Here is a 12923-nt window from a genome sequence, read left to right as displayed (position 1 = left end):
TTAGTGGATTTAGGCATATTCATCTTCCCGAAAAGTTATTGAAGGTTTATCGAGACCGCTAACCAAGACTAACCAACGCTACTATTTTCTTAGACTATATTGCTTCAAATAGCAAGAAGCCCTTGTTGCCGCCTCTTCTGTTACATAATGCCCAGCATGCATTACAAGTAGTACGATATGAGGTAAAGGTGTATTTCTTACCCGCCGAGAATTTTTACGGTAACCTGAAATGTGAGCAGCCATGAATAATGACGATTCCGGCTTCATGCGCGTAGCGCTTGAGCTTGCAGCAGAGGCGGAAGAAGTAGGCGAGGTGCCGGTTGGCGCCGTGGTGGTGAGGAATGGAGTCATCCTCGGACGTGGTTACAACTGCCCAATCTCGGCAGCAGACCCAACAGCACACGCGGAGGTGATGGCATTGCGGAATGCGGCGAAAAACGTGGGTAATTACCGTTTGGCGGATTGCACCCTTTATGTGACGCTGGAACCCTGCGTCATGTGCGTGGGCGCAATTTTTCACGCCCGTATCGGGCGGCTGGTTTATGGTGCAGCGGACCTTAAGACAGGAGCATGCGGGAGCGTGATCGACCTGCCGGCGGAGATACGGCTAAACCACCATATGCAGGTAACCGGGGATATTCTGGCGGAAGAAGGAGCGGAAAAGTTGAAGCTTTTTTTTGAGAAGCGCCGCAAGACAGCAACGAAACGCCATGCTGATGAGAGTTGCTGATGAAAATTGTAATTAGTATTCCATCACAAGAGCTTGATCTATGGGATGAGAATCAGAATATCGTCCGGAAATATCAAATTTCTTCAGCCGGAAATGGAGTAGGGCAGGAGTACGGCAGCTTTTGCACCCCGCTCGGCAAGCACATCATTCGCGCCAAAATCGGGACGAGCCAGCCGATCAATACAGTATTTATCAGACGCCGGCCCACCGGTGAAATTTACACCCCTGAACTGGGCGCGAGATATCCAGGCCGTGACTGGATTCTCACCCGCATTCTCTGGCTTTCCGGCTGTGAATTAGGCTTTAACCGTATGGGTAAAGTCGATACCATGCGCCGCTACATTTATATCCATGGGAGCCCCGATAGCACTAAGATGGGCAAGCCTGGTTCCATCGGCTGCATCCGCATGTATAACCGAGACTTACTTCAATTATTCGACCTGGTGACTACTGGAACAGAGGTTGATATCAAAGACTGACATCTGGATTGGATCTGGAGCGTCTGGCAGGGCGTAGCATCGAAGACATCCTGAAAGGAACGTCACGCTTTCCGAGCCATTGGCAAAGTTGTTGCGCCTCTGCTTTTTACTCCAGATAAATCAAATTCGGCCGTTGACACACGTGCTGTAATAAAGAGCGCGTTTAATTACACCGCCGAGTTATCGAACTGTTTTCCCGGCAAAAACCGCTTTACCATTGTCGCCAATTTGTTCGAATGGACCTTTTCCGGTATCATAAGCAGCCATGACAAAGTATGTATTTGTAACGGGCGGCGTAGTATCTTCCTTGGGAAAAGGCATTGCTGCGGCCTCGCTTGCAGCTATCCTCGAAACTCGTGGCATCAAGGTTACGATGCTCAAGCTGGATCCCTATATCAACGTGGATCCGGGAACCATGAGTCCGTTTCAGCATGGCGAGGTATTCGTTACGGAGGATGGAGCGGAAACCGACCTCGATCTTGGGCATTACGAGCGTTTCATTACCGCGCGCATGAGCAGGCTCAATAATTTCACTACCGGTCAGATTTACGAGAGCGTAATAAAAAAGGAACGGCGGGGAGATTATCTGGGCGGCACTGTGCAAGTCATTCCGCACATCACCGATGAAATCAAACTGAACATCAGGGCCGGGGCTGCCAATGCACAGGTGGCCATCGTCGAGATCGGAGGGACGGTTGGCGACATCGAGTCGCTACCGTTTCTGGAAGCGATCCGCCAGATGGCGGTGCAGCTTCCTCGCGAGGATACCTGCTTTATCCACCTTACGTTGCTGCCTTATATCCCATCCGCGGGAGAATTGAAAACCAAGCCAACCCAGCATTCGGTAAAAGAGTTGCGTGAAATCGGCATCCAGCCGGATGTGCTGCTATGCCGTGCCGACCGGGCGTTACCGCCGGAGGAACGCCGCAAGATCGCACTATTCACCAACGTTCGGGAAGAAGCAGTGATTCTGGCGCTGGATGTAGACAGTATTTATAAAATTCCGGGGTTGCTGCACGAACAGATGCTGGATGAGATCGTCTGCCACAAGCTGAATATGCTCGCCAAGGCGGCGGATCTGGGCATCTGGAAAAAACTAGTGCACGCGTTGGAGAATCCTCAACGAACAATAGAAATCGCGCTGGTCGGTAAGTACGTGGATCTGACGGAGTCATATAAATCTCTATCGGAAGCATTGATTCATGCCGGCATTCATACCCAAAGCAAAATCAAGATTCACTATGTGGATTCTGAAACTATCGAGAAAGAAGGAACCGATTGCCTTAAGCACATGGATGGGATATTGGTTCCCGGCGGTTTTGGCAAGCGCGGGGTGGAGGGCAAAATCATGGCTATCCGCTATGCCCGTATCAACCGCATTCCTTATCTCGGAATCTGCCTGGGCATGCAGTTGGCTGTAATAGAGTATGCCCGTGACAAGGCTGATATGGAAGGCACGCACAGCACCGAATTCAATCCCGATACGCTTTACCCCGTAATCGCTTTGACAACCGAATGGCGCACCCGCGAAGGTCATCTTGAAGTTCGGAGCGCCGAGTCGGGCCTCGGCGGCAGCATGCGCCTGGGCGGGCAGGAATGTTTGCTCAAGGAAGGATCGCTTGTCCGGAAAATTTATGGGGCGGATAAAATCGTCGAGCGCCATCGTCATCGTTATGAAGTCAACAATGAATATATTCCTCGTTTAGAACAGGCTGGGCTGCGCGTGAGCGCTGTATCGGCAGCAGACGGTTTATGTGAAATGATTGAATTGCCGGAAGCCGAGCATCCCTGGTTTGTCGCCTGCCAGTTCCATCCCGAATTTACTTCCACTCCCAAGGCGGGGCATCCGCTCTTTACGGCGTTTATCGAGGCAGCTGCCCGTTTCGCGGGCAAATACACGGCAGCCGAAGCTTTAACGCCCAATAAACCGAAAGACACCGCCATAGGTGCCAACCAGTAGATTCGGTCTTGTCGAACCTGATCCGGGGCAAAATTTTTCTCCCCAACTGAAGACCCACGTCATGTAAATCAAAATAAAAATTGGAACCGTCTGATATTCGGATTCAAGCAATAAAGTCAGTACTGACTTATTTTTCTTCAGACCTTCGTTCGGCAAAGCTGAATACCTAGCAAAATAGTTTTCGATAACTTATAAATAAATGACCCAGGGAAAATAGCATGAGTGCAATAGTAGATGTCATCGCCCGCGAGATTCTTGATTCACGCGGAAACCCAACCGTAGAAGCGGATGTATTGCTCGAATCCGGCGTGCTCGGACGAGCGGCCGTGCCTTCCGGCGCATCCGTCGGCACTAGAGAAGCGGTCGAATTACGCGATGGGGATACTCAGCGCTATTTTGGTAAGGGCGTGCTGAAAGCGGTGGAAAATGTGAATACCGAGATTTCCGAAGCTGTCATGGGTCTCGACGCGATGGACCAAGGTTTTATCGACCAGACGCTGATCGACCTGGACGGCACCGGCAACAAGTCGAGACTCGGCGCCAACGCGGTTCTTGCGGTGTCGCTTGCAGTGGCAAAAGCGGCAGCGGAGGAGTCAGGGCTGCCGTTATACCGATATTTAGGTGGTGCGGGGCCTATGTCAATGCCTGTCCCAATGATGAACGTCATCAATGGGGGTGCACATGCCAATAACAACATCGACATGCAGGAGTTCGTGATAATCCCCCTTGGCGCGCAGAGCTTTCGGGAAGCCTTACGCTGGGGTGCTGAAGTATTCCATACACTGAGAGGCATGCTCGACAGTAAGGGTATGCATACCGCGGTGGGCGATGAAGGCGGGTTTGCACCTGATCTGGCCAATAACGAAGCCGCGCTGCAACTTATTGTTGAGGCAATAGAGAAAGCCGGGTATATACCGGGCCCGGATGTAGCTATCGGGCTGGATTGCGCCAGTTCGGAATTCTTTAGGGACGGCAAATATCATATAGCATCAGACGGCTTGAGCCTCGATTCAGGGCAGTTTGCCGATTATCTCGCCACATGGGTAGACAAGTATCCTATTCTCAGCATTGAAGACGGCATGAGCGAACACGACTGGGATGGGTGGAAGCTGCTTACCAGCAGGCTCGGAAAGTCCGTACAACTGGTGGGGGATGATATCTTCGTGACCAATGCCGGTATTCTGAAAGAAGGCATTGCGCAGGGCATTGCCAATTCCGTGCTTATCAAACTCAACCAGATCGGAACCCTTACCGAAGCCTTTTCCGCCATAGAAACCGCCAAGCGTGCAGGGTATACCTCGGTGATTTCACACCGTTCCGGTGAAACCGAAGATACCACCATTGCCGACATCGCCGTTGCTACCAACGCGCTGCAAATCAAGACCGGCTCGCTTTCCCGCTCTGATCGTCTCGCAAAATACAACCAGTTGCTGCGTATCGAGGAAGATCTTGGCGACGCCACAAACTACCCCGGACGAGGTGCGTTCTATCAACTAAGATAATGGCTATCCAGGTTTCGGTATCGGGGTTCAACCAAGCACGGATATTGATTTAGCTTATTCTGGAATTGAGGGCGGCGCTCATGCAAGAAAAAGGGCGCCGCACCTTTGCGATAAAGGATGGTCTTTAGGGGTATCCGGGTGAAAATACTGGGCTTAATATTCGCTGCCCTGATTGCTCTGATGCAATACCCGCTATGGCTGGGCAAGGGTAGCTGGCTTAAAGTATGGGAAGTGGATCAGCAGGTCATCACGCAACATGAAATCAACCAGAAACTGAAAATGCGCAATGCTGCCCTGGACGCGGAAGTACGCGACCTCAAGCAAGGATACGACGCCATTGAAGAGCGCGCCCGCAGCGAACTGGGCATGATCAAGCAGGATGAGACTTTTTTTCACATACTGGAAGATAATAAGAACAGTACATCGCACACCGGCAAGACCGGAGACGGAAGCGGTGAGCAGTAAACGTCGCAGAAAAAATACAGTTCGGATTCGATTCAGGAACAGTGTGAGATTGAGTCAGATATAACACTCATGATACACGTGCAAGCAGCATGCCCTTTCGCACGTTTAGGCTCCTATTGAGTGGGCCCGACCAGCGCTCGCGAACAGTACGGATGAATATCTGGATAGCATCGATTACATTGGTACTGTAAAAATTAAGGCTATCAGAGATGTAGTCTATCAGGCTATTTGGATGTAGACGGCGTTAACACTTAAATAAACCGTACCGTTTAAAAGTAGGATTTCGGAGTTGCCCAATTAATGTCCTTCAAAGCAGCACGATCACAGCACCGTCTGATCTGATTTAGAGATTCAGGACCAGACAGAAAGTGAGTTTCCGGCAAACTTGACCTTGAAAGGAAGGTTGTTTGCTATGAAGAACAAGCGGTTTTCAGTAGAGCAAATTGTGGCGGTATTGAAGCAGGCTGAGCTTGGGATGCCGGTGGCGGATCTGATCCGGCAGGTGGGGATATCGGAACAAATGTTCTACCGCTGGAAGAAGCAGTACGCGGGGATGCAGTCGGATCAGGTGCGAGAGCTCAAGCAGCTGCAGGAAGAGAACGGGCGGCCAAGAAGCTGGTTGCCGTGTTGCGCCTGGACAGGCAATCCTGCAGGAGGTTGCCACAAAAAAGTGGCCCGGCCCTCGCTGAAACGTGAAGTGGTGGACTACATTGTGAGCCACTATGACTTGAACATGCGGCGGGCCTGCAGATTGATGAAGCAATCGCGCAGCGTCCAGTACTATCAGAGCGTCAAAGATCCGAAGCAGGCATTACGAGGGCGTATGCGGGAGATTGCCCAGACGCGGGTTCGTTAGGGCTACCGGAGAATCCACGCGCTTCTCAAGCGTGAAGGCTGGCAGCCGGGTAAAAATCAGGCATATCGGCTTTATAGCGAAGAGCAGCTGCAGCTTCGTGCGAAACTGCCCAAGCGGACAGGGCTGAGCCTTGGTTTCATTCCGATCATCCCTCCCGAAATCAACCAGGTTGAGCCTTGGGCATACGATGAGATTATGTACGGGTGGCGAACGAGATCGAGCGACTGTTCAGGAGGCTGAAAGACTTCTAGCGCTTTGAGAAACTTGATGTAATGTTCACTGGCTTTATCCACTTCGCCTTGATTGTTGAAGCACTTAAATTGTGTTAACACTCCCTGGTGCAAGAGATAGAAAAAATCGGACAGCTCGGAGCTGTCAGGGAACCCTATTTCGCGGCGTACCATGACTACATCTTCTTTGAAGCTGCCGGTTATCGCCGTACTGATTTTGGTGCTATCCACGTTTGTGGGATGCAGCGTAGTCCGTTTAGGTTATAACCAGGCAGATCATTTGACTTACTGGTGGCTTGACCGGTTTGTCGATTTCAACGATGAGCAGAAACCGCGAGCCCGTGAAGCACTCACGAAATGGTTTGCCTGGCATCGGCGTGCGCACTTGCCTGGATATGCCAAACTACTTGCAAACTCTCAGAATCTCGTGCGGGAAGATATTACAGTCGAGCGTACATGCGGTGTGTGGACTGACCTGCGGGGGTTTATGGACAGCGCATTCGATCGTGCCCTGCCAATGACGGCCGAAATAATATTAACGCTGACGCCACGGCAGATACAGAATATAGAGCAGCGATACGCCGAAATAAATGAGGAGTTTCGCGACGAACACCTTCAGGGCGACGCCTCGCGGCGTCTTAAGAAATCAATCAAGCGCACAGCTGAGCGGGCTGAATTCTTCTACGGCAACCTCAACAACGCGCAACAAGAGCTTATTACGCGCTGGGTGACACTCTCACCCTACGAAGTCAATATCTGGAATACCGAGCGCCATCGGCGCCAGCAGGATCTTGTGCAGCTGCTGCGGCGGTTGAACGCGGATAACGTGAGCCAGGATAAGGCACAAATGGCGCTCAGGGCTTATGTGGATCGTATTTATAGCTCCCCAAATGATGACTACAGGAAGTACGCAGAGCAAGTGTGGGTTTATAACTGTGCCTTTGTAGCAAATCTCCATAACATGACGACCGCGGCGCAGCGAAAACATGCCATACAGAAACTCACAGACTGGGAGTCCGAGATTCGCGTGCTTGTGTCGTCCGCCGAAACAGTCGGGCTCCGCCCATCCTTTCCATCATCGTTATAGCATCCACGTCAAAAGCAACGGAAACACTTACGCAGCCCCGCAAGTGACGTTCCAGGAGAGCTCGTGGGTTGCCTGTTCATGCTCGAATTCCTTTGCGCTCAATTAAACAATCACTTCAGGAAGATAAATAACTCACGTTTGCTTCACTGAAAATGCATCCATCACCCGTGCCGAAAAAACCAACGCTGCACCTGCATTGACGGCAATGGCCACGCTAAGCGCTTCGGCGACTTCTTCGCGGGTCGCGCCATGCTTGGCAGCTGCATCGGTATGCACTGTTATGCAGCCGTCACACTGACGCGTGATTGCCACTGCCAGCGCGATCAATTCGCGCGTCTTGGCATCAAGATGCCCGGTTTTCGCACCGGCAGTGGACAAGGCCTGATAACCGCGCACGGTATCAGGAGAAAGGTTGCCGACCTCCCCAATGCGAGTCATCAGCTGTTTTTGGTAGTCATTCCAGTCGAGCATCATGTTGAACCTCCTTTTTAGTGACAAGCTGCATTGCGCGCAATGCGCATTGCTTTATGACCAAGCCTGCTCTGTTTTCATGGACGCCTGGTTGTCCTGCATTAATCACTTCTGGTCCATCGTACCATTATTGCTTGCTCTCACGCCGGACCGCCTTCCCATTTCCAATCCGCATTACAGGAGCGGAGGAAAAAAATGGTAGTTATTCCTGTCGACCAGCGTGATGCGCAAATCCCCGTCCGCGGCCAACTGCTTGATCAGGTTCAGCGCGGCAAAGCCGCCGCCAATGACGGCTATTTCTTTTTTAATTTTACAGGGGTTCCTGGAGGAATAGAGGGAAATGCCGTTCCTGGTTCTACGTCGGGCTTGGGCGAGGGCCCGGATATGGGCCTGGATAAGGGGCTTGGAGGCGTACCGATATCCTCATCCATGGGGCCGCCGGGCGGTTGACTGGCCGGCATGCGCCGTGCCTCGCCCAACGCCATATCCTCCGCCTCCACCACCCATCCTCCGCCCAGGGCCTTGTAGAGGTTGACGAGAAAATTGAAGACCCTCCCCTGGACCTCAGCCTGGGTGGTTTCGGCTTCAAACAGGGTGCGCTGGGCATCCAGCACTTCAATAAAGCTAATATACCCTTCCTCGTACCGCATTTGTGCCATTTCAAGGTAGGTACGCGACGCGGAGACGCGGCGGTTGACCGCATCGAGTTGTTCTCGTGTTTTCCGCAGTGCAATCAGGGCGTCTTCGACCTCCCTAAGGGCAACCAGGATCACTCGCTGATAATTAAATAATGCCTGTTCACGCCGTGCCTCGGCCTGCTTTACCTGACCCGCGATGCCTCCTGCGGTGAAGATCGGCACAGAAGTAAGCACGCCAAACGCGGCCATGTGTGCTGGCCCTATGAACATATTGGAAAGTTGCGTACTTGCGACGCCCAATATGCCCGTTAGCGAAATCTTGGGGAAGTAGAGGGCGCGGGCCGCGCCAATCTGGGCGTTTGCCGCAACGATATTCTGTTCCGCCTCGCTGATGTCGGGACGTCGCGTAAGCAGTGATGCCGGCAGCCCGGCGGCGACGCGCGGAAGCTGGAGTTGCGCAAGCGCACGACCGCGCGGAATGGGACCCGGATTGCGCCCTAGAAGCACGGAAATGGCGTTTTCCTGCTGGCCGATGCTTGCCTCGAGCGGCGGGACGGCGGCTGCCGCGGTCTCGAATTGCGATTGCATCTGCGCCAGCTCAAGCTGCGAAATGACGCCGCCTTCATAGCGCAGCTCGAACACCTTGACGGTTTCCGCGCGGCTTGCCGCCGTAGCCAGGGCAATTTCAAGCTGGCGATCGAGAATAAGCAGGTTGATGTACGAGGATGCGACGGAGGAAACCAGCGTCAGTATAGTCGCGCGACGGCCTGCTTCGGAAGCAAAAAGCTGGGCGCGGGCCGCTTCGGTCAATCGCCGGACACGGCCCCAGATGTCGAGCTCCCAGTTCGCATTTATCGATATCTGGTAACTATTATGGTAGGGATCGAGCCCGGATGGCAAAGGAATGGGCCATGAGAACGCCGACGAGCGCAGCCGTTCACCTCTGGCATTTCCGCCAAGCTGTGGGAACAGTTCTGAGCGCGTCGCCCCGAAACGGCCCTGGAATTCCTCGATGCGGGCAGCGGCAATGCGTATGTCCTTGTTCTCGTCCAGCGCCACCCTTATCAGTTCGTTCATCACGGGGTCCCTGAATTGCTCCCACCACATGCTGTCGGCGATGTCTCGGGAGGTTTCGTCCTCAAAGCGGTATTGGTTCATCACCTCTACCTGGGGCTTGCGGTAATCGGGCCCCACCATGCAACCGCCTAGCGCGAGCGTCAGGAAGAAGATCAGCGAATAGGAAGCAGGGAAGCCTCGCCTGTCCAGCAGCCTCCTGCATGTTGCCCCCCTCATTCGCGTTGCCCCTTCGTCGACGCCGGTGCAGGACTGGCGTCTTTTGCGCCTTCCCCTTCCTTTTTTGCGGTGCCTCCTTGCTTATCCTCTGCGATAGTTTTTCCCTTGCCACTCATTTTCTGCAGGAGCATCTCTATGGCCCAGTAGAACATCGGGATGAAAAATATCGCAATAACGGTGGCCCCGATCATGCCGCCGACAACGCCGGTGCCGATCGAAATCTTGCTGTTGGCGGAAACGCCAGTCGCGATCGCTAACGGCACGCAGCCCAGCGTAAAGGCAAGAGAGGTCATGATGATGGGACGCAACCGGTCACGAGCGGCATTAATAGCAGCGTCATAGATTGATTGCCCGGACGCCCGGTTTGACACTGCGTATTCGAAGATCAGGATCGCGTTTTTGGCCGCAAGGGCAATCAGCATTGTCAGCCCGATCTGGAAATAAATGTCATTACTTAAGCCGCGCACAAAGATTGCGAGCAATGCGCCAAACAGCGCGAACGGAACGGCGGACAGCACGCCCAGGGGCAGCGACCACTTCTCGTATTGCGCAGCGAGGATGAGAAACACCATGATGAGGCCAAATACCAGTACAAGCATCGAGGAACCCCCGGCTTTTTTTTCCTCGAAAGTCTGTCCGCTCCATGCGATGCCATAATCGCTGGGCAGAATTTGTGCGGCTGTTTCTTCCATTGCATTGATAGCTTCACCTGAACTAAATCCCGTTGCAGCCTCAGCCGTCACTTTTACCGCCGTGAAGTTGTTGAAACGGGTCACCACATCCGGTCCCCGGTCGAAATGAGTAGTGGCCACGGCATTGAGCGGAACCATGCTCCCGTTCTGGCTGCGGACATAGAGGTAATCTATGTCCTTGGGAGTCAGGCGGGAAGCCGGTTCGCCCTGGATGATCACCTGGAAGAGGCGGCTGAACTTGGCGAATTGCGACACGAACATGGAGCCGAACATTGTCTGCATGGTGCTGTATACATCCTCCACCGCAATACCCAGCGTCTCGGCCTTCGCCCGGTCTACGTCAAGCCGCAGCACTTGCGCAGCGGCGTTGTAAGTCGAGGTGATGTTGGTCAGCTCGGGCCGTATCCTGGCCTGTGCCAAATACTCCTCTATTACCTTCGCAATCTGCTGGCTGTCATTGTCGCCCTTGCTCTGGATATAAAGTTCCATCCCCCCTGTCGTGCCCAGGCCCGGAATAGACGGTGGATTGATGGGCAGAATGATGCCTTCGGCGATGTTGGCAAATTTCCCGGCGGCGTCTTTCATCAAAGCGGGCACGCTCTGGGTTTCAGCATTGTCGCCAGCGTAACGATCCTCGAAGTCTTTGAGCCCGACGAAAAACGTGGCCGCATTGCTCTTCATCTGGCCATCCAGCAGGCTGAAGCCATCCAATACTACAATCGATTTTGCTGCGGGGTGGTTCATGAAATAGTCGGTAGCGTGACGGCTTACCGCAGCGGTGCGGTCCAGTCCTGACGCATCCGGCATGAGCACGGCGCCCAGCACAACGCCTTGGTCCTCTGGTGGAAGAAATGAGCCAGGAACCTGCTTCAGCAACACGAAGGAAAGTGCGATCATGCCAATAAAAAGCATAAGCGCTACGGCAAAGCGCTTGATGACCATCCGCACGCTGTGTATATACCCATCGGTCATGCGGGCAAACCAGGCATCGAACCATTTGAAAAACCCCCGCTTCTCACCAGTTCGGGGCTTGAGAAGAAGTGCCGCCAATGCGGGGGAGAGCGTCAGCGCAACCACGCCGGATATCGCGACTGAAATTGCAATCGTGATGGCGAACTGCTTGTATAGTTGCCCTGTGACGCCTGGAATAAATGCCACAGGGATAAATACCGCGCATAGTACCAGCACGATCGCGATCAACGCGCCGCCCACTTCATCCATCGCCTTCTTCGCCGCGTCCCGGGCTGAGAGGCCGAACCTGGACATGTTATGTTCCACTGCCTCGACCACCACAATGGCGTCGTCGACAACGATGCCGATGGTAAGAATCATGCCGAACATGGTGAGCATATTGAGCGAGAAACCCAGTGCGATCATGCCGCTGGCCGCGCCAATGACTGATATGGGGACCGCGATGATCGGGATGAGGGTGGCACGAAGATTCTGCAGGAACAGGAACACGACCACGACGACCAGCGCCAGTGCCTCGAAAAAGGTATAAATCACGGATTCGATGGAAGCGCGGGTAAATTCCGTGGTATCCATGGTGATTTCATACTCGATGCCGGGAGGAAATGTTTTTTTCATCTCTTCGAGTGTTGTTCGCACACCCTTGGCAACCTCAAGCGCATTGGCGCCTGGCTGTTGGTAGACGACAAGCACGGTCGCGGGCTTGCCCTGCCGGGTAGTTCTGAGGGAATAATTTCTTTGCCCGAGTTCGGCATAGCCCACGTCCTTGAGACGAACGATCGCCGCGCCCTCGCTGGCTGCGCGAATGATGATGTTATCGAACTCATCCGGGATGGTGAGCCGGCTTTTGGTGGTAATGGAGAAGGACTGTTCGACAGGGCGATCCGTAGGTGACTGGCCGATGCTGCCGACCGCGTACTGCTCATTCTGCTGCGCGACCGCCAACTGGACATCGCGTGCTGTGACCCCCAGCGCCGCCATTCGATCCGGTTTCAGCCAGACGCGCATCGCATAGTCCGGCGTTCCCATGATCGTTGCCTGTCCGGCTCCGGGAATGCGTTTAATGGCGTCTAGTATGAAAATGCTGGCGTAGTTGGAAACATAGACAGGCTGGTAGCGGTCGTCCGGCGAATAGATCGAGACAACCATCATCATGGCCGCCGACTGCTTCTTTACCGCAACACCTTGCGCCTGCACGGAGGCGGGCAATAGCGGCAGCGCGAGATTTACCCGATTCTGTACCTCTACCTGCGCCAGCGACGGATTGGCATCGATGTTGAAATAAACCGAGAGGGTCATGACGCCAGTGGATGAACTGGCGGAGGACATATACATGAGCTTATCCGCGCCATTTACCTGCTGCTCGATAGGGGAGGCGACATTCTGTGCGGCGACTTCAGCAGAGGCGCCTGGATATGTTGCGGTAACCGAGATCTCCACCGGCGCGATCTCGGGATACTGGGCGATAGGCAAATTGTAGAGTGCCACCCCTCCCGCCAGCGTAATCACGATGGAGAGTACTGATGCGAACACTGGCCGGTCAATGCAGAA

9 protein-coding genes and 1 pseudogene are annotated in these 12923 nt (G+C 53.7%); 7 read left to right on the top strand and 3 right to left on the bottom strand.

The features are described 5' to 3' along the window. Positions 1–241 precede the first annotated feature (241 nt). The 7 genes and pseudogenes from tadA (at position 242) to BLS94_RS04345 (ending at position 7309) form a co-directional block, all read left to right on the top strand. Positions 242–730 (top strand): tRNA adenosine(34) deaminase TadA, encoded by a 489-nt coding sequence (gene tadA, locus BLS94_RS04375; RefSeq protein ID WP_090957945.1) that lies wholly within the window; start codon positions 242–244, stop codon positions 728–730. Next, positions 730–1209, top strand: coding sequence for a L,D-transpeptidase (locus BLS94_RS04370; RefSeq protein WP_090957943.1), 480 nt, complete (start codon positions 730–732; stop codon positions 1207–1209). The genes tadA and BLS94_RS04370 overlap by 1 nt, the downstream gene beginning before the upstream one ends. A 265-nt stretch (positions 1210–1474) precedes the next feature. Then, positions 1475–3169 carry a CTP synthase gene (locus BLS94_RS04365; RefSeq protein WP_090957941.1) on the top strand — a complete coding sequence of 565 codons (1695 nt, stop codon included), beginning with the start codon at positions 1475–1477 and terminating at the stop codon, positions 3167–3169. 218 nt (positions 3170–3387) lie between these two features. After that, the gene (gene eno / locus BLS94_RS04360) at positions 3388–4671 is read left to right on the top strand and encodes a phosphopyruvate hydratase (RefSeq protein WP_072766809.1); all 1284 of its coding nucleotides are present in this window, start codon (positions 3388–3390) and stop codon (positions 4669–4671) included. Between the two features lie 138 nt (positions 4672–4809). Then, the gene (gene ftsB / locus BLS94_RS04355) at positions 4810–5136 is read left to right on the top strand and encodes a cell division protein FtsB (protein ID WP_090958015.1); all 327 of its coding nucleotides are present in this window, start codon (positions 4810–4812) and stop codon (positions 5134–5136) included. Positions 5137–5548: 412 nt separating this feature from the next. Then, a pseudogene (locus tag BLS94_RS04350) lies at positions 5549–6181 on the top strand (transposase); the annotation flags it as partial. A 213-nt stretch (positions 6182–6394) separates the two neighbouring features. Then, positions 6395–7309, top strand: a complete 915-nt coding sequence (locus BLS94_RS04345; protein WP_090957939.1) for a DUF6279 family lipoprotein — start codon at positions 6395–6397, stop codon at positions 7307–7309. A 132-nt stretch (positions 7310–7441) separates the two neighbouring features. Here BLS94_RS04345 and BLS94_RS04340 read toward each other — a convergent pair whose 3' ends face one another. The 3 genes from BLS94_RS04340 to BLS94_RS04325 form a co-directional block, all read right to left on the bottom strand. After that, positions 7442–7783 (bottom strand): carboxymuconolactone decarboxylase family protein, encoded by a 342-nt coding sequence (locus BLS94_RS04340; protein WP_256325284.1) that lies wholly within the window; start codon positions 7781–7783, stop codon positions 7442–7444. Between the two features lie 290 nt (positions 7784–8073). Then, positions 8074–9711: an efflux transporter outer membrane subunit gene (locus BLS94_RS04330; protein WP_090957935.1), complete on the bottom strand. Its 1638-nt coding sequence runs from the start codon at positions 9709–9711 to the stop codon at positions 8074–8076. After that, positions 9708–12905 carry an efflux RND transporter permease subunit gene (locus BLS94_RS04325; RefSeq protein ID WP_371130217.1) on the bottom strand — a complete coding sequence of 1066 codons (3198 nt, stop codon included), beginning with the start codon at positions 12903–12905 and terminating at the stop codon, positions 9708–9710. The genes BLS94_RS04330 and BLS94_RS04325 overlap by 4 nt, the downstream gene beginning before the upstream one ends. Between the last annotated feature and the right edge of the window lie 18 nt (positions 12906–12923).

It is taken from the genome of Nitrosospira sp. Nsp18, assembly GCF_900103145.1.
In the GTDB taxonomy this organism is placed as follows: Bacteria; Pseudomonadota; Gammaproteobacteria; order Burkholderiales; family Nitrosomonadaceae; genus Nitrosospira.
The sequence above is the reverse complement of the archived record's forward strand: the minus strand, read 5'-3'. Positions and strand labels throughout refer to the sequence as shown.

What these genes read in the sequence shown, in the direction of transcription:
- tadA (WP_090957945.1), top strand. Translation starts at nt 242, where the DNA reads ATGAATAATGACGATTCCGGCTTCATGCGCGTAGCGCTTGAGCTTGCA.
- BLS94_RS04340 (WP_256325284.1), bottom strand. Translation starts at nt 7,783, where the DNA reads ATGATGCTCGACTGGAATGACTACCAAAAACAGCTGATGACTCGCATT.
- BLS94_RS04345 (WP_090957939.1), top strand. Translation starts at nt 6,395, where the DNA reads ATGACTACATCTTCTTTGAAGCTGCCGGTTATCGCCGTACTGATTTTG.
- BLS94_RS04370 (WP_090957943.1), top strand. Translation starts at nt 730, where the DNA reads ATGAAAATTGTAATTAGTATTCCATCACAAGAGCTTGATCTATGGGAT.
- BLS94_RS04330 (WP_090957935.1), bottom strand. Translation starts at nt 9,711, where the DNA reads ATGAGGGGGGCAACATGCAGGAGGCTGCTGGACAGGCGAGGCTTCCCT.
- BLS94_RS04365 (WP_090957941.1), top strand. Translation starts at nt 1,475, where the DNA reads ATGACAAAGTATGTATTTGTAACGGGCGGCGTAGTATCTTCCTTGGGA.
- eno (WP_072766809.1), top strand. Translation starts at nt 3,388, where the DNA reads ATGAGTGCAATAGTAGATGTCATCGCCCGCGAGATTCTTGATTCACGC.